Below are 20,626 nucleotides of genomic sequence, written 5' to 3'. Positions count from 1 at the left end.
ACCACCTCATTGCAACTGTATATCTATAGTAATTGCGATTTTTTGTTTCGCAAGGTATCCAACTTCCTTAATATTTCCCAGTAGCGTTCCGAATCTGAATCAAGTCTGGACAGTTCCTTTTTCAGTTCCTTGACATCACCGTCCTTTAGCATGGAGCGGTCACGGCTCATGCGGCACTGATCAAAGGCCTTATTGGCATCGATCTCGTCCAGATGATCGTCATCCATGAAAATGCCGGCAAGGCGGCTGCGCTCTTCGGTGGAATCGATCTGCTCAAGGAGCAGCGCCCAGTCAATACCGGCTTCAGAGTCATTGTGGGCCATGATGGCTTCTGCTATCGGCAGAAGGTCGGCGGAGAACAGATTGGCCGCACCATAATCGCGGACCCGCTTGATGACCCCGGCATATTTGCCCATAAGTGAAATCAGCGTCTCTTCCGGACCCTTGTTGCTTCTCGGTTTGACCCGTTCCCTCGGTACAGCAAGATCGGCACTGGAAACGGGAGATCGGCCGATCTTCTTCTGCATCTGTCGAGGATCTACACCCAGTTTCCTGGATATTTCCTTTATGTACAGGTCCCGCTCTATGGGGTTGACAATTTTCATCAAATGCGGCGTCAAAGCTTCAATAGTGCCGACTTTCCCTTCGACGGTGCCACTGTCGTACTGACCAAGAAGTTCGCTGAAAAAGAATTCGAATATGGGTTTTGCTTTAGCCAGATGACCAGCAAAGGCGCCATCTCCCTGAGTCTTCAGAAAAGTATCAGGGTCGTCCCCCGGTGGGAGCTCGATAACACTTGCAGGAAGCTTTTCATCCAGGAAAAGCTCCATGCTGCGAAGAGTGGCCTTCCTGCCGGCGCTGTCCCCGTCAAACAGGGTGTACACCTTGTTCGCATAACGCTGTAGCAGCTTGATGTGGCCGGTCGTCAACGCGGTGCCGCAGGTGGCAACGACATTTCTTATGCCGGCCTGATAGAGGGCCAAATGGTCGAAGTAACCTTCGACGATGATGCCATTGCCCTTCTCTCGCATTGCATACTTGGACAGGTTAAGGCCGAACAGCACCTCGCTCTTGTGGTAAATGGGCGACTCAGGCGAATTGATGTATTTGGGCAGCGAATCATCAAGCACCCGGCCGCCGAAACCGATCGGCCGGCCATGCATGTCGGCTATGACAAAGAGAAGCCTATTGCGAAAGGCATCGTAATGGCGCCCCCCTTCACGTCGCTTGATCAAGCCCAGCTTCTCGGCCAGATCGAGGGGCACCCGCAGCTGTTCCAGATGTCTGGTCAGGCTGTCCCACTTATCAGGGGCATAGCCGATGCCGTAGGCCTCAGACGTGGCGGAATCAACCCCGCGCCGTTCCAGGTACTGCCGTCCGGCTTCGCCTGCCGGATCGTTGAGCAGCAGCTGACGATAAAATGCAGCAGCCTGTCCGTTAATTTTGTAGAGCAGTTCCCTCTCATCGCTCTGTCGTTTTTCCGTTGCCGTGCGAGGGCGCTCTTCAATGGTAACACCAACGCGCTTAGCCAGAAATTTGACGGCTTCAGGAAAGGACAGGCCCTCTATCTTCATGATAAAGGAAATGGCATTGCCGCCTACCCCGCAACCAAAGCAATGGAAAATACCCCTTGCAGGATTAACATTAAAAGAACCGGTCTTTTCCCCATGGAAGGGACATATGCCCTGGTAATTGGCTCCCGATTTCCTGAGGCTGACGTAATCGGAAACAATCTCCAGGATTGACGCCCGTTCCCTTACCTCATTAATCTTATCGTCGGGGATCATCGACATCTTGAACCTTCATGTACAGTCAAACTAATTGTGCCGGTTCGCCCCTTTCCGGTGGGCTGCAGCACTGTCCCAGCCTGAAATTATTTCCCTACCCGACGAAATGAAGGGCCGGGCTGTTCCGGATCGCAACAGGTATCCTTTTATCCATTCCGGAGCCGGCTTGGTCGTTGCCAGGTAAAGAACCATGCAGAGAACGAATGCTCCTTCGAGAAAACCGAAGACGACGCCGCCGACACGATTCAGTCCACCCAGCAGCATAATCTTCAAAATTGCAGTCAGCAGGTGTCCGAGAAGATAGAAAAGCAGTCCGAGAACAAGGAAAATTAGGAAAAACGACAGGACCAGCGCCACACGCTGGGGCAGGTGAATAAACGGTCTGATTGCTTCTGCAATATATGAATAATATCTGAAGGCTGCCCAGCCTCCGGTCACCAGGCCGAGGAGAGAACATGCCTCTCCCACCAGACCTTTCATGAAACCTTTTACGACAAAACCGATGAGAAAGGCCCAGATAAGGATATCAAGAAGGATCATTCAAATACCCGATGCCGATAGTTCCTAGCCATAAAGTAAAAGTAGGGGCAATTACGAGAATCGCCCCCACCTGAAAGTCCGCTGGTCGTCAGAGGAATCTGGACCTTGCCATAGCTCAGGCCAGCTGTTCCTTGACAACATCGCTGACTAATTTGCCGTCTGCACGACCGGCAACGCCCGGTTGCAGGGCCTTCATGACCCGGCCCATATCCTTGGACCCCTGCGCGCCGCCTTCAGCAATTGTCTTTCTGACAAGTTCTTCTAGTTCTTCACGAGTCAACTGCTGCGGCAGAAATTCCAGAAGCAGCGCCAACTCTTTTTCTTCCTTATCCACGAGGTCTTGACGGCTTGCTTCCTTAAAGAGCCTTATGGATTCCCTACGCTGTTTGCAGAGCGTACTGATGATCTCAATAATTTCCCGGTCATCAAGCTCGTGCTGCTGATCGATTTCCCGGTTCTTTACTGATGAGCGAACCATGCGGATTACGGACAGCTTGAGATTATCCTTTGACTTCATGGAAGCCTTCAGCTCATCGTTAAGCCGTTCCCGCAAAGACATATGAGACCTCTTAATCTATCATCTTACGCTGTTTTTTCAATGCTCTCTTGCGAGCAGCAATAGCCTTTTTCTTCTTTTTGATGCTAGGCTTTTCGTAGTGCTCTCTTTTGCGGACTTCTGACAAAATCCCCGCTTTTTCGCACTGTTTCTTGAATTTTTTCAAGGCGAGCTCAAACGGCTCAGCTTCTTTTACCCTTACTCCCGGCATTCATGTTCCCCTCCCTCCTGTATATAAATTTACTTATAATCAAGGTTAAGGCCGGCAGACTATTTACAAGGACTATGCATAATAGCACCCGTCACTATAATGTCAAGGAAAAACTTTAACGATTTTTCACCTGTCACGGGATTCCTTTTCGGCAATCCCCGACATACCGAACCTGCGTCGCAGTTCATCGTATATCTCATCAGGATTTATATCACAATATCCAAGAAGGACCAGGGTGTGAAAAAACAGGTCGGCAGTTTCGTAAATGATCTCTTCACGCGCCCCCCCTTTACCCGCTATCACCACTTCGGTTGCCTCTTCGCCCAGCTTCTTCAGGATTTTGTCGATGCCCTTGGCCATAAGAGAAGCGGTATAAGACTGCTCCGAGGGATTTGCCTTCCGCTCCAGGATAACCCGATAGACGGCCTGCAGGATATCATCATTCATGTCATTCACTTTCCTTCCTCACTCCTCACTCCTCACCGGTCGCTCGTCACCAGTCACCAGTCACCAGTCACCAGTCACCAGTCACCAGTCACCAGTCACCAGTCACCAATCACCAATCACCGTTTAAAGCCTCACCGGCACCCCTTTGCCCTTCAGGTATTCCTTGGCTTCTTGGATGGTGTATTCACGATAGTGGAAGATGGATGCGGCCAGACAGGCACTTGCCCCACCGTTGGTGAAGCCGTCGTAGAAATGCTCCAGGTTGCCTACGCCGCCGGAGGCAATAACCGGTATCCCAACGGCATCGGTTACCGACCTGGTCAGGGAGAGATCATAACCATCCTTGGTGCCATCGCAATCCATGCTGGTAAGAAGGATTTCGCCCGAGCCATATTCCTCCATGCGCTGGGCCCATTCAACAGCATCGATGCCGGTGGCATTGCGTCCGCCATGGGTATAGACTTCCCAGCGGTCCTCACCCGGGACGCGGCGGGCATCGATGGCCACTACCGTACATTGGGAGCCGAAGCGCTCGGCCGCTTCCTTGACAAATTCGGGGCGATGTACGGCAGCCGTATTGATGGAAACCTTGTCGGCACCGGCATTGAGCAGGCGGCGAATATCATCCACCGTCCGCACCCCCCCACCGACCGTGAGTGGCATAAAGACCCGTTCCGCGGTGCGGCGCACCACATCGATGATGATGTCCCGCGCATCACTGGAGGCGGTGATGTCGAGAAAAGTCAGTTCGTCGGCTCCCTGACGGTCATAGATCTCGGCAATTTCCACCGGGTCGCCGGCGTCCCGCAGCTCCAGAAACTGCACCCCTTTGACTACCCGCCCCCCCTTCACGTCGAGACAGGGGATGATGCGTTTGGTCAGCATGATGCACCCCGCCTGGTCAAAGCTATGGCCTCGGAAAGTTCGATGGCGCCGGAGTAGATGGCCTTGCCGGTAATGGCGCCGCTGATTCCCGCAGCTTCCACCGCCATTAGATTTTCGATGTCGCGCAGGGCGGAAACTCCGCCGGAGGCTATCACCGGAATGGTAATGGCCTCAGCAAGGTTTCTGGTGGCCTCGATGTTGGGACCCTTCATCATACCGTCACGGCTGATATCGGTATAGACAATAGCAGCTACGCCGAACCCTTCGAATTTCTTTGCCAGATCGATCGCCGTCACCCCGGTCACCTCGGCCCAGCCCTGGACCGCCACCATTCCGTTCTTGGCATCAATGCCGACAACAATCCGCCCCGGGAACTTCCTGCAGGCCTCCTGCACCAGTTCCGGATTGCGCTGGGCGGCAGTACCGATGATCACCCGGCCGATACCCATGCCCAGGTAGGCCTCGATCGTTGCCAGGTCGCGTATGCCCCCACCCAGCTGGGTGGTGATCTTCAAAGCCTTGACAATGGCCTCGATGGCCCCCCTGTTCTTGGGCTCGCCGGCAAAGGCGCCATCAAGGTCGACAATATGGAGCAGTTCCGCCCCTTTTGCTTCCCAGACAAGGGCCTGGGCTGCCGGATCGTCACTATAGACCGTGTCACGCTCCATGAGCCCTTGCTCAAGCCGGACGCATTTCCCTTCCTTCAGATCAATGGCAGGTATGACTATCATCTGATTCCCTCGGAGATAAGTAGTTTATGCCTTGAGTCCGGCAAAGTTCTTCAATATCTGCAGCCCCTTTTCCTGGGACTTCTCGGGATGGAACTGGGTGGCCACCACATTGTCCTTGCAGATGGCGGAACAAAATTCCATGCCGTAGGTTGTACTGGCGGCCACGACCTTCTCGTCGTCCGGTTTCACATAATAGGAATGGACGAAGTAGACATTGGTGCCATCATCGATCCCTTCGAAAACCGCTGATTCCCCGCGCAGTGTCAGCTGATTCCAGCCCATGTGCGGCACCTTCAGCTTCTCGCCGTTCTCTTCCAGCCCTTCCGGAAAGCGCAGCACCCGTCCGGGGATAATGTTCAACCCCTTGTGGATACCGAATTCCTCACTCTCGGTAAAGAGCAGCTGCAAACCGAGGCATATGCCTAAAAACGGCCGTCCATCGGCAATCACCTTAAGGATGGGATTAATGAATCCCCCCTGTTCCAGGTTGCGCATGCAATCAGGAAATGCTCCGACCCCTGGCAGGACAATTTTGTCCGCCGCAAGCACCACGTTTGGATCCGAGGTTACGGTGGCCTCAAAACCGACCTTTTCAAATGCCTTCTGCACCGAGCGAAGGTTGCCCATGCCGTAATCGATTATAGCTATCATCGTTAAAAACCTGTGAGGGGTGAGGAGTAAGGGGTGAGGAAAAGGCCGTTACCTCCTAACTCCTCACGCCTCCCCCCTCACCGATGTTAGAGTTTGCCCTTGGTGGACATGACCCCGGAAATACGCGGATCGTGCTGGGTCGCCTGATCCAGAGCACGAGCCAGCGCCTTGAAACATGCCTCCAGGATATGATGGACGTTATCGCCGTACATGACATTGATGTGGATATTGGCCGCCAGGTTGTTGGTCAGCGCCTGGAAGAACTCCCGTGCCAGTTCCACATCGAAGTCGCCGATCTTCACCTTGGGGAGCCTGACGTTGTATGCCAGATAGGGACGACCGGAAAGATCGACTGCCACGCTGGCAAGGGTTTCATCCATGGGAACGGAGGCCTGGCCATAGCGGCGGATGCCACTCTTATCACCTAGAGCCTGTTTCAAAGCTTCCCCCAAAACGATACCGATATCCTCTACCGTATGATGAAAGTCGATATCGATGTCCCCTTTCGCCTCCACCTCCAGGTTGAACAGGCCATGGCGGGCGAAAAGATTGAGCATGTGGTCGAGAAAGGGAACCGAAGTGCATACCTTTGCCTCCCCGGCTCCGTCAATATCCAGAGAAAGCTTGATCTGGGTTTCCTTGGTAATGCGTTCGACGACGGCTTTCCTCGACATATGCGCCTCCCTCAAATTATTTCAATCGCTTGCTGACCGATTTGGCATGTGCTTCCAGGCCTTCCAGCTGGGCGATATGGACGATGCTCCGACCAAGCCTGTTCAGGCCTCCTTCACTGAAGTAAACGATGGACGACTTCTTGACGAAATCATCCAGAGACAACGGTGAAAAGAAGCGGGCCGTACCGCCAGTGGGCAAGGTGTGGTTCGGGCCGGCCAGATAATCACCTGCTGCTTCCGGTGTGAAGTGGCCGAGGAAGATGGCACCGGCATTGCGGATCTGGGGCAAAATGGCAAACGGATCGGTTACCGCCAGTTCCAGGTGCTCCGGAGCGATGCGATTGGAAAAATCGATGGCCTCCGGAAGGCTGCCGGAGACTATGACTGCGCCATAGGTCTCCCAGGATTTGCGGGCGATGGATTCCCGGGACAGCTGCCCCAATTGCAACTCCACCTCTTCAGCCACCCGCTCGCCAAAAGCACGGTCGGTGGTAATAAGGATGGAAGAGGCCAGTTCGTCGTGCTCCGCCTGGGAAAGGAGATCCGCCGCAATGTGGGCAGGATTGCCGCTGCCGTCATTGATGACCAGGATCTCCGACGGTCCGGCGATCATGTCGATTCCCACCTGGCCGAAGACCAGCTTCTTTGCCGTGGCCACATAAATATTGCCGGGGCCGGTGATCTTGGCCACTTTCGGAATGGTTGCCGTGCCATAGGCAAGGGCAGCAACCGCCTGGGCACCGCCAATCCTGAAAACCCGGTCCACACCGGAAAGACGCGCTGCCACCAGCACATGGGGATTGATCTCGCCGCCGGGGGTCGGCGCCACCATGATTACCTCACCCACCCCGGCAACCTTGGCCGGTACTGCGTTCATGATGACGCTGGAGGGGTAGCTGGCCTTGCCGCCGGGAACATAGATACCTACCCGTTGCAGCGGGGTAACCATCTGGCCAAGCATGATGTCCGGCTCGTCTGTGGAAAGCCAGGTCTCCTGCTTCTGCTTCTGGTGAAAACGGGCCACCCGTTCCACTGCCAGCTTCAGGGCGGCGATGTCTTCATCTGCCACACGGGCAAAAGCTTCATTAAATTCTACTTCGGTTACTTCCAGCGAATGAACTGAATCGGCTTCAAGCCGATCAAAGCGGCGGGTATAATCAAGAACGGCCGCATCGCCACGGCTGCGGACCTCAGCGATAATATCAACTACGATCTGCTCGACGTCTCTGCCGGTCTCCTCACTGCGGGCGAGTATGGCGGCAAAAGCGTCTTCAAAGGAATTGTCGCGAATATCGAGGAATTTCATAAAAGCCTCTTCCATCTGGCCGTAAAACAAACGGCAATTTGTTTAAACGTGCTTTTCAAGCCCTTCGATAATATGGGTAATGCGCTGATGTTTCGTCTTGAGACTGGCCCTGTTGACGATAAGGCGGGTGGTTATCTCGGCAATGGTCTCCACCTCCACCAGGCCGTTCTGCTTCAGAGTTTCGCCGGTGGAAACCAGGTCGACGATCCGCTCGGACAGCCCGACCAGCGGCGCCAGTTCGATGGAACCGTATAGTTTGATGATCTCCACCTGAATCCCTTTGCCGGTGAAATATTTTTCCGTGAAATTGGGATACTTGGTGGCAATGCGGATGTTATTCCAGCCGGATGGATCATCGGTGCGTGAAAGCTCGGCGGGTTCGGCGACCATCATCCGGCAATAGCCGAACTTGAGATCAAGTGGCTCATAGACGTCCTTTTCCTGCTCAAGGAGGGTATCCTTACCGACAATCCCCAGGTCGGCACATCCATACTCCACATAGGTGGGGACATCGGTGGCGCGAACGATCATGTAACGCATGCGCTGCACGGGATTCTCGAAGATGAGCTTACGGGTATCCGAGAGCAATTCCTCGCAGTCGATGCCGATCTTTTTGAACAGGGCCACCGAATCGTGCAGGATCCGTCCTTTGGGAATGGCAATGGTAATAAAATCAGTCATTCTTGCACCCGTTCAATGTCTGCTCCGAGTCCAGCGAGCTTCTTTTCGATAAACTCATACCCTCTGTCAAGGTGATAGATGCGGGATATTTCGGTGGTATTGTCAGAGGCAAGACCGGCAAGGATAAGCGATGCGGAAGCACGCAGGTCGGTTGCCATCACCGGAGCGCCGGAAAGCTTTTTCACTCCTTTAACCGTTGCCGCATTTCCCTCAGTGGTGATATCTGCACCAAAACGCATCAACTCGGAAACGTGCATGAAGCGGTTTTCGAAGATGTTTTCACTGATGACGCTGGCGCCATCGGCCAGACACATGAGTGCCATGAACTGGGCCTGCATGTCGGTGGGGAAGCCCGGATAGGGGCGGGTCTTGATATTGACCGATCTGACCTTTTTCGGTCCCTTGACCCTTACCACATTATCCTTGTTGATGATCTCCACTCCCGCATCCTGAAGCTTGAAGACCAATGCATCCAGATGCTCCAACTGCATGTTGCGGATTTTTACGTCCCCACCGGTAATGGCTGCGGCAATCATGAATGTACCGGCCTCAATACGGTCCGGCATCATGCGGTGCGTTACCGGGCCAAGCTCTTTGACACCATCGATACGAATGGTATCGGTGCCGGCCCCATCGATGCGCGCTCCCATCTTGATCAGCACATTGGCCAGATCGACTATTTCCGGTTCCCTTGCAGCGTTTTCCAGGATCGTTTCACCTTTGGCTGTGGCAGCCGCCATCATAAGATGTTCGGTACCGCCAACCGTGGAAACATCGAAATTGATCCGCGCACCTTTCAGTTGCTTGGCCTTTGCCTCAACATATCCGTGGGAAAGGGTAATGTCGGCCCCCATGGCAGCCAATCCCTTAAGATGAAGGTTGATTGGCCTGGCACCGATGGCACAACCACCGGGCAGAGAAACGCGAGCTATGCCAAAGCGGGAAAGAAGCGGCCCCAAAACCAGCACCGAAGCGCGCATGGTCTTGACCAGATCGTAGGTGGCCTCGTGTTTGTCGATGCCCCTGGTGTCGATCCTGACCACATTGCCGTTGCCTTCGATCTTTGCACCCAGCTGCTCCATTACCTTGATGGTGGTATTGATGTCGCGCAGGAAGGGGACATTGCTGAATTCATGCTCCGCCGGAGCCAGAATGGTGGAAACGAAAACTGGAAGGGAGGCGTTTTTCGAACCGCTTACGGTAACTTCACCGGAGAGTTTCTTGCCACCTTTGATGATTAATTTGTCCAAAATGATACCTCTGTCTGATTGATTAGCTAGCCACAAAAGGCTACTTCAGCTGCCCGCCTACCACCCGTTCGATGTCGGCAGTGTCCTTTGCCGCAAAGACTTCGGCAAACTTGCCATTGTCGAAAAAAAGTTTCCTAACCTGTTCAGCCTGGCCTATGCCAACCTCAAGGAGAAGCCATCCGCCGCAAACAAGGTAATCCGTGGCAGCAGCAACGATCTGACGATAGAAATCCAGGCCATCCTTCCCCCCGTCAAGCGCCCCGGCCGGCTCGTAATCGCGGACTTCAGGTTGCAGCGTTTTCAGGTCGTCACTGGGGATATAGGGAGGGTTTGAAACGACCATATGGAACTGCTGCCCTTGAACCGGCTCGAACAGCGAACCGTGCAGCAGTTTTACCGCAACTCCATGGGTATTGCAGTTCTTCTCCGCCACCGCAAGGGCGTCCACGGAAGTGTCAACACCGGTGATAATGGCACCGGGCAAGGCCTTGGCCAGCGAGATGCTGATGCAACCGCTGCCGGTGCCCACATCAAGGATGCTCGACGTTTTTCCGGCCCTTTTTACGGCCTCGTTTACCAAAACCTCGGTATCGTGGCGGGGAATCAGCACTGCCGGTGCCACTGCGAAATCAAGCCCCATGAATTCCTGGGAGCCGAGGATATACTGGAGGGGCTCGCGACGACCACGGCGGGCGATCATCCCCCGGTAGTCGGCCAGCTCTTTCGGCGTCAGCGGCTTGTCGAAATTAACGTAGAGCCCCATCCGATCAAGGCCGAGCACGGCACAGAGCATCCACTCCGACTCCAGCCGGGCATTCTCCACCCCTTTCTGGGTCAAGAATTCCTTGGTCCAAGTCAGAACCTTTAAAACAGTCCACGTTTCTTGCTGTACCATAAATCAACGACCCCATCGATTCGCGCTCAAAAATATCCAGGTGCAAGGCGCCCCGAGTCAGAGGAGTGAGGCGTAGCAGCGCTACGTCGCAGCGACGAGGACGAAGGGCAACGCCGCAGATGGATGTTTTTCAGCGCGAATCAGGCGGCTTCGGATTGGGCCTGGAGCGCCTCCATCTGATAATGAGCCCTTAGCGCATCAGCAATCTCGGCAATGTCACCGGCCATGATGGCGTCCAGGCGGTACAGCGTGAGGCCTATCCGGTGATCGGTCATCCTTCCCTGGGGAAAGTTGTAGGTGCGGATACGCTCGCTCCGGTCACCGCTGCCTACCTGCTGCTTGCGGTCCGCAGCCAGCTTGGCATTCTGCTCCTGCAGGATATTGTCGAGAATGCGGGTTTTCAAAACTTTCATGGCCTTGGCCCGGTTCTTGATCTGGCTTCGTTCCTCCTGGCAGGCCACCACCGTGCCGGTGGGAAGATGGGTAATGCGCACTGCCGAATCGGTGGTATTGACGTGCTGGCCGCCGGCGCCGCTGGAACGGTAGACATCGATCTTCAGGTCAGTGGGATTGATGTCGATATCCACATCCTCTGCCTCGGGCATGATGGCAACAGTACAGGCGCTGGTGTGAATGCGGCCCTGGGCTTCCGTCTCGGGCACCCGCTGCACCCGGTGCGTACCAGATTCATACTTCAGCTTGGCAAAGACCCCTTCCCCCTCCACGGAGGCAACGACCTCCTTGAAGCCACCTTTCTCCGATTCCGAAGAGGAAATAACCTCGACTCGCCAGCGGTTGGTCTCGGCGAAACGGCTGTACATGCGAAAAAGGTCGCCGGCAAACAGTGCCGCTTCGTCACCACCGGTACCGGCGCGGATCTCCAGGATAACACTCTTGTCGTCATTGGGGTCCTTGGGGAGCAGAAGCAGCTTGATCTCCGATTCCAGCGCATCCCGCTGCTTTTCCAGGGATTCCAGCTCGGCCTCGGCCATTTCCTTCATTTCCGGGTCGGCCAAAAGCTCCCGATTTCCTTCGATCTCGCTGATGATTCTCTTGTAATTACGATAGGCCTGGACCAGGGCGGACAGGTCGAAATGTTCCCGCGACAGCTTGCGGAATTCCGGCTGGTTACCCAGCACTACAGGATCGGACAGCAGTGCTTCCAGTTCCTGGTAGCGCCGTTCAAGTTCTTCAATCTTGTCAAAAAGCATCCGACAACCTCAAAATATATATGTTCAACAGTTAAACAACAAGACGGTCATCCTTGTATCCGGCGTTTACTTCCAGTGCTTCCTCCATGGAACGGATTGCCACCTCAAGCTGGCTGTCGTCCGGCTCCCTGGTCGTCAGGCGTTGCAGGGCCAGTCCCGGAGAGATAAGGAGCTTGACTATGGGCAGATGGTCATGCTTGGCGCTCCATTTGAGAATCTCGTAGGATAAGCCGGCAATCAAGGGCAAAAGCACCACCCTTGAGCCCGCCTTGAGATAAAAAGGCCACAGCTTGGGGATGAGGGAGAAAACAAGAATACTGACCAGCATGACGATGAGCAGGAAACTGGTACCGCAGCGGGGATGCAGACAGCTGTACTTGCGCACGTTTTCCACCGTCAGGTCCTCTCCGGCCTCAAAGGCGAAGATGGACTTGTGTTCGGCACCGTGATACTGGAACACCCGCTGAATATCATTCATACGGGAAATGGAAAAGATATAGAGGATGAACACCGCTACCCTGATGACACCATCTACCAGATTAAAAACAATGTTTGAATCGCCGATGATGGGGACGAGAAGCTTGGTCAGGTAAAGGGGCAGAATGAAAAAGAGGAGGATGCCGAAGCCGAAGGCCACTGCCATGGTGCCTGCCATGGCCCAGGAAGATATGTCCTTTTTGCCTTCTTCCTTTTCTTCCTCAGCCATTGCCTCGTTTGCAGAAAAATTCAAGGCCGTAATGCCGATGATCAGGGACGAGAACAGAGCCACTGCTCCACGGATGATGGGAAGCTTTACCACTGGAAATCGTTCGGAAAGGGGAATAACTTCATCCTTCTTTACCACGATCTCTCCGGATGGACGCCTGACAGCAATGGCCATGGAGCGGGGCGCCCGCATCATTACTCCCTCAATTACTGCCTGTCCACCGATATTTATTTTGCTCATTAAGACCTCACCGCCTTTGGCAGGCTTCCCCTGCCACTTACAGGTTATGGAATTTCTCCCTGATTTCTTGAGCCCTGCCACAGGTCATTTTCCCCTCAGGACATGGCCCGCCTAAACAACCTGGACCTGCATTGCGGAAGATAATCGGGGCAATATCCCGAACAAGCCTGAGCATCTCAACGGACATGGCCCTGATTTCCCACTGGGCGCGTTCGCAGCATCGTACCGCAAAAAAATGCAGTAACTCCCGGGCGTTCATGGTTACCACTATCTTGGTCTCGGTTGCATTGGGCAGCAGGTAACGGGCATCTTCCGCTGGAATTCCCCCATCTACCATCCGGGCATAACATTCATGCAGCTGCCCCATCTGTTCCTGAAACATCTCCAGCATCTCGGGATTCTTGGCAATCTCTGGTGGCACCACCACCGCAAACTGTTCCTTGTGGGAGACATAGCGCTGGGACTGCTGGGAATAGGAGGCAACACGATGGCGAACCAACTGGTGGGAAGTTACCCTTGAAATGCCTTCGATACCGAAGGTAAAAGAGGCATGCTCCAGGACTGATTGATGGCCGAGGGACATGATCTTGTCAAGGAAGGAATCGATATCACTGCTGGTGAGTTTCTGCTTCAGCTCGTCGATGCCCACTTTGGAATAGCAGAGGCGCGCAGCAAGGGCTACGGTGAGTTCCGGATCGGGGGTGTGTTGGAGAAGAGCAACCTTCATTGATGTCCTTGGCTTGTACTTTTGCAGACCTGCTTAAAAAACAGATGAGGGGATTTCGCCATGGACAAAATCCCCTCATAATCTTCAAGGCTGGGGCCTTGTTACATGCCGTATCTTTTCTTGAACCGCTCGACACGACCAGCGGTGTCAACAAGCTTCTGCTTGCCGGTAAAGAACGGATGGCAGGCAGAGCAGATCTCCGTCGAAATTTCCGGCTTGGTGGAACGGGTCTGGAAGGTATTGCCACACAGGCATTTTACCGTAACCTCGTTGTACTTGGGATGAATTCCTTCTCTCATAGCTTCCTCCTTAGCAGGGGCACCCCCCTGAGCTCTTATTTTAATTTGCGAATCGAAAGTAATAAAATTAGCACTATTGGTTTAAAGTTTCAAGCTCTTTTTCACTTGCTCATGGAGTCCAGAAATGCCTGATTACTCTTGGTTCCGTCCAGTTTTGAAAGGAGAAATTCCATGCTGTCTACAACATTCATCGGATGGAGAACCTTGCGCAAAATCCAGATGCGGTTGAGGGAGTTCTTTTCGATGAGCAGCTCTTCCTTCCGGGTTCCGGACTTGTTGATATCGATGGCAGGAAAGGTCCGTTTTTCCACGAGCTTGCGATCCAGATGAAGCTCCATGTTGCCGGTGCCTTTGAATTCTTCGAAGATGACCTCGTCCATTTTGCTACCGGTATCGACCAGGGCGGTAGCGATAATGGTCAACGACCCACCTTCTTCGATATTGCGGGCGGCGCCGAAAAAGCGTTTCGGCTTATGCAGGGCATTGGAATCCACACCACCGGAAAGAATTTTTCCGGAAGGGGGAATGACGGTATTATAGGCACGGGCCAGACGGGTAATGGAATCAAGGAGTATGACCACATCCCGTTTGTGCTCCACAAGGCGCTTGGCCTTCTCGATAACCATCTCGGCCACCTGGATGTGCCGCGAGGCAGGCTCGTCGAAGGTGGATGAAATAACCTCGCCATTGACCGACCGCTGCATGTCGGTGACCTCTTCCGGCCTTTCGTCGATTAACAGGACTATCAGGAAAACTTCCGGATGGTTTTCGGCGATGGAGTTGGCAATGTTCTGGATAAGCATGGTCTTGCCGGTTCGGGGAGGTGCGACGATCAGGCCGCGCTGCCCCTTGCCGATGGGAGCGATCAGCTCCATGACCCGCATGGACATGTTTTCCGGGGTCGTTTCCAGCTTCAACTTCTCTTCGGGGTAAAGGGGGGTGAGGTTGTCGAAGAGGATCTTGTCCCTGGCAACATCGGGAGATTCGTGATTGACCGACTCCACCTTGAGCAGGGCAAAATAACGCTCACCCTCCTTTGGAGGCCTGATCTGCCCCGAAACCGTATCGCCGGTATGGAGATTGAAGCGGCGGATCTGACTGGGGCTCACATAAATATCATCCGGCCCCGGCAGATAGTTGTAATCCGGCGCCCGGAGAAAACCGAAGCCATCGGGAAGGGTTTCCAGCACCCCCTCGCCAAAGATCATGCCATTTTTCTCGGTCTGGGCATTGAGGATGGCAAAAATCAGGTCCTGTTTGCGCAGGCTTGATGCCCCCTCAATGTTCAGCCCCTTGGCAATGGCCGCCAGTTCATTGATTTTTTTACCTTTTAATTCTTGTAAGTTCATAGGTCTCCTGCGGTGACGCAAATATGCCTTTGTCGGCAAAACAATACTTCAATAAGCTTTATTTTTTCCACGTGATTACACATAGGAATGAAGGGGAAATGCTGGTCGTCGGAGTTTGTAATTTAATGTTGGGTTCTGCGTCTATGGGGTGTCGGTTTTTCTCGGTATGAGTGCTGAGGCAATATGAAAACTGGGACAATCGAGGATTGATAATTTTATAAACCGCAATTATCGCCTTTGTCAATACAATTTATTGACATTATCACCGACACGTAATATTAAAATAATCTCACATTATTTAAAATCTTCAAGTTACTTTTTCTCCTTATATAACTTTTATTGACGCTTGCCTACCTGCACCATATAATCTTAACACCTTCTGTTTTGAAGGAGAAAAGCCTCTGGTCAACGTACCCATCACAGACCCTGCAGTTCTTGTGGCAATGAGTGCCGGTTTTGCCGCAGTCTCAGGCGTGCTCCCCCTGCTCATGAAAGGTCGTTCCTCGCTCGGCCAGGCAGCAGCCACCTTTTTCATTATCATGGCCGCACTGACAGGCCTGGCAGGCGTCGCAGTCTTCTTCATCACCGGAAAAGCTGCAACGTTCAGCGTCTTCGACACATTGCCATTCGGGCCGTGTGATTTCGGCGTGGATCATCTTTCCGCATTTTTTCTCCTGCCGGTGCTCATTGTCTCAACCTGCTGCAGTTTGTACAGCACCAGTTATTGGGCGGCTGATGCCAATCCTAAAACCTGGCGCAGGCTTACTTTCTTTTTCGGCATTCTGACCGCATCGCTTCTGATCCTCATTACTGCCAGAAATGGCATTCTTTTCCTCCTGGCCTGGGAGGTAATGGCATTGTCCGCATTTTTCGTCCTGACCACAGAAGACCATAAACAGGATGTGCAGGATGCAGGACTGCTTTACATGATTGCCACCCATACCGGAACCCTGGCGTTGTTTGCCCTGTTCAGCCTGCTCGGCGTTGCCGCCTCCTCCTACCAGTTTTCAGCCATGGCCGGGCTAACACCGTCAGCCCCGGTTGCCGCTGCCATTTTCTGCACAGCACTTTTCGGCTTCGGCATGAAAGCAGGTCTGATGCCGCTGCACGTCTGGCTTCCTTCGGCCCATGCCTCTGCACCTTCCCATATCTCTGCCATCATGTCAGGAGTCATGATCAAGATGGGTGTGTACGGGCTGCTCCGCATACTATCATTTTTTCCCCATCCCCCCATGTGGTGGGGCATGACGCTACTGATCGCCGGGATCATTTCAGCCATCATGGGAGTCGTATTCGCCCTGGGCCAGCATGACATAAAGCGCCTGCTGGCTTATCACAGCATCGAAAACATCGGCATCATCTTCATCGGTATCGGCCTGGCGGTTATCGGCCTGGCGTTCAACCTGCCCCTGCTCTCCCTGCTGGGAATGTCCGGAGCCCTCCTCCACACCTTGAACCATGCCATCTTCAAATCCCTGCTCTTTCTGGGAGCCGGCTCGGTAATTCACAGCAGTCACACCAGGGAAATAGATCTCATGGGTGGCATAGCAAAATCAATGCCATGGACTTCAGCCCTGTTTCTGGTGGGCGCAGTGGCCATTTGCGGCTTGCCGCCGTTGAACGGCTTCGTCAGCGAATACCTGATCTATCTGGGTATATTCAATGGGGTTAATGGGGGAAATGGTGCTGCCGTGCCGGTGATGGCTCTGGCTGCGCCGGCCCTGGCTATGGTAGGAGCATTGGCGGTGGCCTGTTTCGTCAAGGTTTGCGGCATTACATTTTTGGGCACCGCCCGCAACAGTGAAACAAGCAATATTCATGAGGCCGGGTGGCCGATGCGGCTGCCAATGATTGCTTTAGCTTCACTCTGTGCCGTAATCGGTCTCTTCCCGCAACTGGCAGCCGGTCTCCTGCAATCGGCCGTCTCCAGCTGGTTACCGGCACCGGCCATTAATGGTCAGATGCTTCTCTCTGCCGCGCCCTTGGGGTGGATCACCGCTTTGGGCATGGTCCTGCTGGCAGCAGCGGCTTTTATGGCTTTCAGCCTATTGCGCAAGCCAAGGACTAGCAAACATGCACGCACGGTAACCTGGGGCTGTGGTTACCTTAGGCCGACGCCCCGCATGCAATACAGCTCCTCCTCCTTTGCCGAGATGATCGTCAAGCTCTTCCGTGGGGTTCTTCACCCCCACATGAAAAATCCCGAGCTTACCGGCACCATCCCTGCCAAAACCCGCTTCAGCAGCCATGTGCCAGAAGCAGTACTGGAACTGGCAATCATTCCTCTTTTTGCAGCCGCCGATCGCAAGTTCAACCACATCCGAAAGCTGCAGCACGGCCAGTTACCCCTCTACATCCTCTATATCTTCGTTACCCTGTGCCTGCTCCTCACCTGGGCTGTCTGACCTTGCAGCATACTTGTCCATGGCCCTCTTTTTCCTTCTCGCCTTCTGCTTCCGCGCCCTGTCACGCTTCAGATCCGCAGATGTAGGCTTGCCCGTCGCACTTTCGATCTTCTCCAGCAACTGGCGCCGGGCCAGGAACCGGTTCAGGGACTGGCTCCGTTCGGCCATGCATTTGACCTCGATGCCGGTCGGTCTATGCCTCAGATAGACACAGGTGGAAGTCTTGTTCACATGCTGCCCTCCTTTGCCAGAAGAACGGATAAACTGCTCATCCAGATCCTCCTCCCTGACCCCGAGAAGATCCATCTTCTGGCGCAGCCAGCGGTTTTTTTCTTCACTTACGGCAAAGGTGGTCATGGGCTTTCATTCTCCCTCATCTGCGGAAAATCAGGCTGGCCCCAACGATGAGAAGCCCCACGCCAACGGCGCGTTTGAAATCGAAGGGGATCTGGCGGAAACCGAAGAGCCCGAAGGTATCGAGAACAAGTCCGGTCAAAAGCTGGGCTGCGATGGTCGCAGCCAGGGCTGCAGTGGTGCCGATACGCGGCACGGCAAGAATGGTCATGGAGACAAAATAAGCCCCGAGCAATCCCCCGGACAGCTCCCACCAGGCGGCCTCCGACAAGCTTCTGAAGCTGCCGCGGCCCGCCACAAGGGCAACGATATAAAGTGCCAGAGTGCCCACGGCGAATGAGATGCAGGAACTTTCAAGAAAGCCGATTTTCTGTGCCAGACGGCTGTTGATGGAAGGTTGCATAGCTACGGCGAGGCCGCCGCAAAACATGAGAAAAAAAAGAAGAATATTGTTCATTGTTCCTGAAAACCCTTTCCTGTCCGTTCCTTAAGAAAAGAAAACACCTCCGCCAGAAGAGGAATCCCCTTTCGTCCCACTATTGTTTTGCATTTGAGGGCAGCGGCTACCGAGGCAAAAGCAAGTACATCCTCAAGCCTCCAGTCCTGCAGAAGACCATAGATATAGCCTCCATGAAAACATCGCCGGCGCCGGTTGTATCGACCGCTTCAATAGCGAACGTAAAAGCCGTTTCCTGTTCAGGGGAAACGGCTTTTCGAAACAATTCAAGCTTTCTTCTTCCTCATCACCAGTAGAACCAGAAGCAATACGATCAGCAGCCCTCCTCCTCCCAGTTGAAGGACCAGCGGGTCCTTGTAGAAAGGTTCCGGTGGCGGAGGTGGGGGAGGAACAAATTTTATGGCAGGCCGCGGCGCAGGTTTGGGCGGTTGGGGTACAGCTACAGCTATTTTCGCCGAAGACAGGGCAGCCTGGGTGCCAGATATGGGTGTGGTTGCCGGCCGAGAAGCCCCAGGAACAGGGAGAATTGTTTTCTGTGCAACTGCCGGAGTGGTTGGAGGTACTGTCGCAGGCTTAACCGGAGGTGTGGGGGGCGCAGGTTTTGCCGGGACAGGCTTGGCAGGTGCTGCAACTTTCTTTACCGATGAAACCGGCTTCTGGACCGGCATAGCGGCTTTTTTGCTTGTACTTCCTTGCATCAAAGGCTTTTTCAGGTGCTTTTTCTTCCCTTTCGCCCCGACTCCCTTTTTGGTAAAAGTCTTCTTCAGGTCCACTTCGGCGGTGGAAAAATCCAGAAGGACATCCCTGTTGACCAGCACCATAATCTTGCCGCCGGAACGCCACACCTTCTGGCATTCTATGACGGCGCCATCCTTGAGATAAACCTTCCTGGCAGAAGCTGCCGATGCCACTCCTGCTGTAATTACTGTGAAACAGAGCACGACAAGCAAAAACGACAAATACTTTTTCATTGCTCCTCCTCATCACAAAAGTCCGGCAATTATGCTGCAAAAACAGCGGGAAGGCAATAATCCCGATGTTACTTTTTCTCCGGCCAGTAACTCCCCCCGGCCAATGTGGCGGTTATGCTGCCGATCTTGACCTTGGACCGCATTTTCACCGGAATGCGCCGCTCGTCATCAGTGAGCCAGATGTGGATATCTCCCGTCTTGCTGAAAATTCCTTCGGTCTTCAAAATCGGCATGATGAGGACAGTCCTGAATTCTCCTAGGTCCGTATCTAAAGTTTCGCGCCTGACCACCTTGACCTGGGTATTGTGCAGCCTCTTGCCGTCGAAAACATCAACGTAAAAAGAGGTACCGGGCTCCATTTTTTGCATGCGGGCATAGTAGAAACAGGACAGGGAATCATAGGTGATGGGGGTAACGGGGAGGGTTGTCCTGGTTTTGCCGAGCAGGTCTTCGATAACCGCCTGCTGTTGACGGTGGTTGAAATTTACCACCTTATGGCGGCGGGTAGGCCCTTCGTGGACTTTTTCCGTATAGCTGGCAGGCAATCCCAGGGGAAGCCCCGGGCTTCCCTTGCCCATTAATGACTCGATCCGGTCATCAACCGTAAAGAACGCAGAAAGCCAGGCCGCCGAACGGGCAGTGGAAACCATGCGAAGATTCTCGCCGTCACTGCTGATCTCCTGAGTGGCAGTTCCGGCCTTGATGCCGCTCCAGCTAATGTTGAAAACCAGCCGTTCCGGGATGGTAAAGGCACCGGCCACTGAGGAGAAAAAAAGCAGCAGGGTTACGATGCATGAGCAGACAATGGGATGCAGGGATTTCTTCATAAGTCCTCTCGGGGGGCGCTCAGGTTATCAGTAAAAAAATTCGCCATCAATTTAGAGCATTAACCAATAAGTGACAAGCCGATTCTGAAGGGTTTCGGGAGTGGGGGAAAAGAGCGGGTGCCTGAGGGAATGCAGCAGGGATATGACATGAAGGCATCAGGCCTGATCTGCAAAATCAGGCACTATGAACACCGGCTCCTGGCGGAGGGAGTTGGAGCGTTCCATTTTCAGCCGATACCGTTCAATCAGCAGCGGCAGCACGTGGCCCCGGTAACCGTGATCCATATGCATGCTCCTGATGACCATGTCCTGGATTTGCGCACAGCCGGCAAAAAAGAAAGCGCAGAGCGCTAACAACAGCAGTTTCTCCCTGGCGGTCATGGCAACCTTTCCCGCATGGCATGGATAGCTAGTTTCCAAATCGGAAACTGTTAGTGCCTCATCGGAGTTTCCGGATGGCCACCAG

General features: G+C 53.8%; 24 protein-coding genes. 1 reads left to right on the top strand and 23 read right to left on the bottom strand.

Going from position 1 to position 20,626, the window contains the following annotated elements:
• Positions 1-23 precede the first annotated feature (23 nt).
• From dnaG to rho, 18 genes are all read right to left on the bottom strand, one after another.
• On the bottom strand, positions 24-1,793 hold the full coding sequence (gene dnaG / locus GEOB_RS03465; protein ID WP_012645791.1) for a DNA primase: 1,770 nt from the start codon (positions 1,791-1,793) through the stop codon (positions 24-26).
• A 24-nt stretch (positions 1,794-1,817) separates the two neighbouring features.
• Positions 1,818-2,327 carry a CvpA family protein gene (locus GEOB_RS03460; protein WP_012645790.1) on the bottom strand — a complete coding sequence of 170 codons (510 nt, stop codon included), beginning with the start codon at positions 2,325-2,327 and terminating at the stop codon, positions 1,818-1,820.
• A gap of 115 nt (positions 2,328-2,442) precedes the next feature.
• On the bottom strand, positions 2,443-2,886 hold the full coding sequence (locus GEOB_RS03455) for a GatB/YqeY domain-containing protein (protein WP_012645789.1): 444 nt from the start codon (positions 2,884-2,886) through the stop codon (positions 2,443-2,445).
• 10 nt (positions 2,887-2,896) lie between these two features.
• Positions 2,897-3,094, bottom strand: a complete 198-nt coding sequence (gene rpsU / locus GEOB_RS03450; protein WP_012645788.1) for a 30S ribosomal protein S21 — start codon at positions 3,092-3,094, stop codon at positions 2,897-2,899.
• A 126-nt stretch (positions 3,095-3,220) separates the two neighbouring features.
• Entirely contained in the window at positions 3,221-3,541 is a 321-nt protein-coding gene (locus tag GEOB_RS03445; protein ID WP_012645787.1) for a phosphoribosyl-ATP diphosphatase, read from the bottom strand.
• 123 nt (positions 3,542-3,664) lie between these two features.
• A complete protein-coding gene (gene hisF, locus GEOB_RS03440; protein ID WP_012645786.1) occupies positions 3,665-4,426 on the bottom strand; it encodes an imidazole glycerol phosphate synthase subunit HisF in 762 nt (253 codons plus the stop codon).
• Complete coding sequence (gene hisA / locus GEOB_RS03435) at positions 4,420-5,157, bottom strand: 1-(5-phosphoribosyl)-5-[(5-phosphoribosylamino)methylideneamino]imidazole-4-carboxamide isomerase (RefSeq protein WP_012645785.1); 738 nt, start codon at positions 5,155-5,157, stop codon at positions 4,420-4,422. The genes hisF and hisA overlap by 7 nt, the downstream gene beginning before the upstream one ends.
• 24 nt (positions 5,158-5,181) lie before the next feature.
• The gene (gene hisH / locus GEOB_RS03430; protein WP_012645784.1) at positions 5,182-5,808 is read right to left on the bottom strand and encodes an imidazole glycerol phosphate synthase subunit HisH; all 627 of its coding nucleotides are present in this window, start codon (positions 5,806-5,808) and stop codon (positions 5,182-5,184) included.
• Positions 5,809-5,894: 86 nt separating this feature from the next.
• Positions 5,895-6,482 carry an imidazoleglycerol-phosphate dehydratase HisB gene (gene hisB, locus GEOB_RS03425; protein ID WP_012645783.1) on the bottom strand — a complete coding sequence of 196 codons (588 nt, stop codon included), beginning with the start codon at positions 6,480-6,482 and terminating at the stop codon, positions 5,895-5,897.
• Positions 6,483-6,498: 16 nt separating this feature from the next.
• Complete coding sequence (hisD, locus tag GEOB_RS03420; RefSeq protein ID WP_012645782.1) at positions 6,499-7,788, bottom strand: histidinol dehydrogenase; 1,290 nt, start codon at positions 7,786-7,788, stop codon at positions 6,499-6,501.
• A gap of 42 nt (positions 7,789-7,830) precedes the next feature.
• Entirely contained in the window at positions 7,831-8,469 is a 639-nt protein-coding gene (gene hisG, locus GEOB_RS03415; RefSeq protein ID WP_012645781.1) for an ATP phosphoribosyltransferase, read from the bottom strand.
• Complete coding sequence (gene murA, locus GEOB_RS03410) at positions 8,466-9,719, bottom strand: UDP-N-acetylglucosamine 1-carboxyvinyltransferase (protein WP_012645780.1); 1,254 nt, start codon at positions 9,717-9,719, stop codon at positions 8,466-8,468. Before murA ends, hisG begins: the two co-directional genes overlap by 4 nt.
• A gap of 40 nt (positions 9,720-9,759) precedes the next feature.
• Positions 9,760-10,614, bottom strand: coding sequence for a peptide chain release factor N(5)-glutamine methyltransferase (prmC, locus tag GEOB_RS03405; RefSeq protein ID WP_012645779.1), 855 nt, complete (start codon positions 10,612-10,614; stop codon positions 9,760-9,762).
• 140 nt (positions 10,615-10,754) lie between these two features.
• Entirely contained in the window at positions 10,755-11,825 is a 1,071-nt protein-coding gene (gene prfA / locus GEOB_RS03400) for a peptide chain release factor 1 (protein WP_012645778.1), read from the bottom strand.
• 31 nt (positions 11,826-11,856) lie between these two features.
• Entirely contained in the window at positions 11,857-12,771 is a 915-nt protein-coding gene (locus GEOB_RS03395; RefSeq protein WP_012645777.1) for a DUF1385 domain-containing protein, read from the bottom strand.
• 37 nt (positions 12,772-12,808) lie between these two features.
• Positions 12,809-13,498, bottom strand: coding sequence for an FAD-dependent thymidylate synthase (gene thyX, locus GEOB_RS03390; protein WP_012645776.1), 690 nt, complete (start codon positions 13,496-13,498; stop codon positions 12,809-12,811).
• Between the two features lie 101 nt (positions 13,499-13,599).
• On the bottom strand, positions 13,600-13,797 hold the full coding sequence (rpmE, locus tag GEOB_RS03385; RefSeq protein ID WP_012645775.1) for a 50S ribosomal protein L31: 198 nt from the start codon (positions 13,795-13,797) through the stop codon (positions 13,600-13,602).
• A gap of 101 nt (positions 13,798-13,898) precedes the next feature.
• Positions 13,899-15,146: a transcription termination factor Rho gene (rho, locus tag GEOB_RS03380; RefSeq protein ID WP_012645774.1), complete on the bottom strand. Its 1,248-nt coding sequence runs from the start codon at positions 15,144-15,146 to the stop codon at positions 13,899-13,901.
• Between the two features lie 443 nt (positions 15,147-15,589).
• Here rho and GEOB_RS03375 point away from each other — a divergent pair, with 443 nt between their 5' ends.
• Complete coding sequence (locus GEOB_RS03375; protein WP_012645773.1) at positions 15,590-17,551, top strand: proton-conducting transporter transmembrane domain-containing protein; 1,962 nt, start codon at positions 15,590-15,592, stop codon at positions 17,549-17,551.
• Here GEOB_RS03375 and GEOB_RS03370 read toward each other — a convergent pair.
• From GEOB_RS03370 to GEOB_RS03350, 5 genes are all read right to left on the bottom strand, one after another.
• On the bottom strand, positions 17,489-17,908 hold the full coding sequence (locus GEOB_RS03370) for a peptide chain release factor family protein (RefSeq protein ID WP_012645772.1): 420 nt from the start codon (positions 17,906-17,908) through the stop codon (positions 17,489-17,491). The two genes, GEOB_RS03375 and GEOB_RS03370, sit on opposite strands and share 63 nt — an antisense overlap.
• A 16-nt stretch (positions 17,909-17,924) precedes the next feature.
• Positions 17,925-18,362, bottom strand: a complete 438-nt coding sequence (locus tag GEOB_RS03365; RefSeq protein WP_012645771.1) for a DMT family transporter — start codon at positions 18,360-18,362, stop codon at positions 17,925-17,927.
• Between the two features lie 266 nt (positions 18,363-18,628).
• Positions 18,629-19,333 carry a hypothetical protein gene (locus GEOB_RS03360; RefSeq protein ID WP_012645770.1) on the bottom strand — a complete coding sequence of 235 codons (705 nt, stop codon included), beginning with the start codon at positions 19,331-19,333 and terminating at the stop codon, positions 18,629-18,631.
• Positions 19,334-19,401: 68 nt separating this feature from the next.
• Positions 19,402-20,160 (bottom strand): DUF3108 domain-containing protein, encoded by a 759-nt coding sequence (locus tag GEOB_RS03355; RefSeq protein ID WP_012645769.1) that lies wholly within the window; start codon positions 20,158-20,160, stop codon positions 19,402-19,404.
• 156 nt (positions 20,161-20,316) lie between these two features.
• Positions 20,317-20,580, bottom strand: a complete 264-nt coding sequence (locus GEOB_RS03350; protein ID WP_154650447.1) for a hypothetical protein — start codon at positions 20,578-20,580, stop codon at positions 20,317-20,319.
• Between the last annotated feature and the right edge of the window lie 46 nt (positions 20,581-20,626).

It is taken from the genome of Geotalea daltonii FRC-32 (assembly GCF_000022265.1).
In the GTDB taxonomy this organism is placed as follows: Bacteria; Desulfobacterota; Desulfuromonadia; order Geobacterales; family Geobacteraceae; genus Geotalea; species Geotalea daltonii.
The sequence above is the reverse complement of the archived record's forward strand: the minus strand, read 5'-3'. Positions and strand labels throughout refer to the sequence as shown.

Coding starts and splice junctions, on each gene's coding strand:
- dnaG (WP_012645791.1), bottom strand. CDS start 1,793: ATGTCGATGATCCCCGACGATAAGATTAATGAGGTAAGGGAACGGGCG.
- GEOB_RS03460 (WP_012645790.1), bottom strand. CDS start 2,327: ATGATCCTTCTTGATATCCTTATCTGGGCCTTTCTCATCGGTTTTGTC.
- GEOB_RS03455 (WP_012645789.1), bottom strand. CDS start 2,886: ATGTCTTTGCGGGAACGGCTTAACGATGAGCTGAAGGCTTCCATGAAG.
- rpsU (WP_012645788.1), bottom strand. CDS start 3,094: ATGCCGGGAGTAAGGGTAAAAGAAGCTGAGCCGTTTGAGCTCGCCTTG.
- GEOB_RS03445 (WP_012645787.1), bottom strand. CDS start 3,541: ATGAATGATGATATCCTGCAGGCCGTCTATCGGGTTATCCTGGAGCGG.
- hisF (WP_012645786.1), bottom strand. CDS start 4,426: ATGCTGACCAAACGCATCATCCCCTGTCTCGACGTGAAGGGGGGGCGG.
- hisA (WP_012645785.1), bottom strand. CDS start 5,157: ATGATAGTCATACCTGCCATTGATCTGAAGGAAGGGAAATGCGTCCGG.
- hisH (WP_012645784.1), bottom strand. CDS start 5,808: ATGATAGCTATAATCGATTACGGCATGGGCAACCTTCGCTCGGTGCAG.
- hisB (WP_012645783.1), bottom strand. CDS start 6,482: ATGTCGAGGAAAGCCGTCGTCGAACGCATTACCAAGGAAACCCAGATC.
- hisD (WP_012645782.1), bottom strand. CDS start 7,788: ATGAAATTCCTCGATATTCGCGACAATTCCTTTGAAGACGCTTTTGCC.
- hisG (WP_012645781.1), bottom strand. CDS start 8,469: ATGACTGATTTTATTACCATTGCCATTCCCAAAGGACGGATCCTGCAC.
- prmC (WP_012645779.1), bottom strand. CDS start 10,614: ATGGTACAGCAAGAAACGTGGACTGTTTTAAAGGTTCTGACTTGGACC.
- prfA (WP_012645778.1), bottom strand. CDS start 11,825: ATGCTTTTTGACAAGATTGAAGAACTTGAACGGCGCTACCAGGAACTG.
- GEOB_RS03395 (WP_012645777.1), bottom strand. CDS start 12,771: ATGAGCAAAATAAATATCGGTGGACAGGCAGTAATTGAGGGAGTAATG.
- thyX (WP_012645776.1), bottom strand. CDS start 13,498: ATGAAGGTTGCTCTTCTCCAACACACCCCCGATCCGGAACTCACCGTA.
- rpmE (WP_012645775.1), bottom strand. CDS start 13,797: ATGAGAGAAGGAATTCATCCCAAGTACAACGAGGTTACGGTAAAATGC.
- rho (WP_012645774.1), bottom strand. CDS start 15,146: ATGAACTTACAAGAATTAAAAGGTAAAAAAATCAATGAACTGGCGGCC.
- GEOB_RS03375 (WP_012645773.1), top strand. CDS start 15,590: ATGAGTGCCGGTTTTGCCGCAGTCTCAGGCGTGCTCCCCCTGCTCATG.
- GEOB_RS03370 (WP_012645772.1), bottom strand. CDS start 17,908: ATGACCACCTTTGCCGTAAGTGAAGAAAAAAACCGCTGGCTGCGCCAG.
- GEOB_RS03365 (WP_012645771.1), bottom strand. CDS start 18,362: ATGAACAATATTCTTCTTTTTTTTCTCATGTTTTGCGGCGGCCTCGCC.
- GEOB_RS03360 (WP_012645770.1), bottom strand. CDS start 19,333: ATGAAAAAGTATTTGTCGTTTTTGCTTGTCGTGCTCTGTTTCACAGTA.
- GEOB_RS03355 (WP_012645769.1), bottom strand. CDS start 20,160: ATGAAGAAATCCCTGCATCCCATTGTCTGCTCATGCATCGTAACCCTG.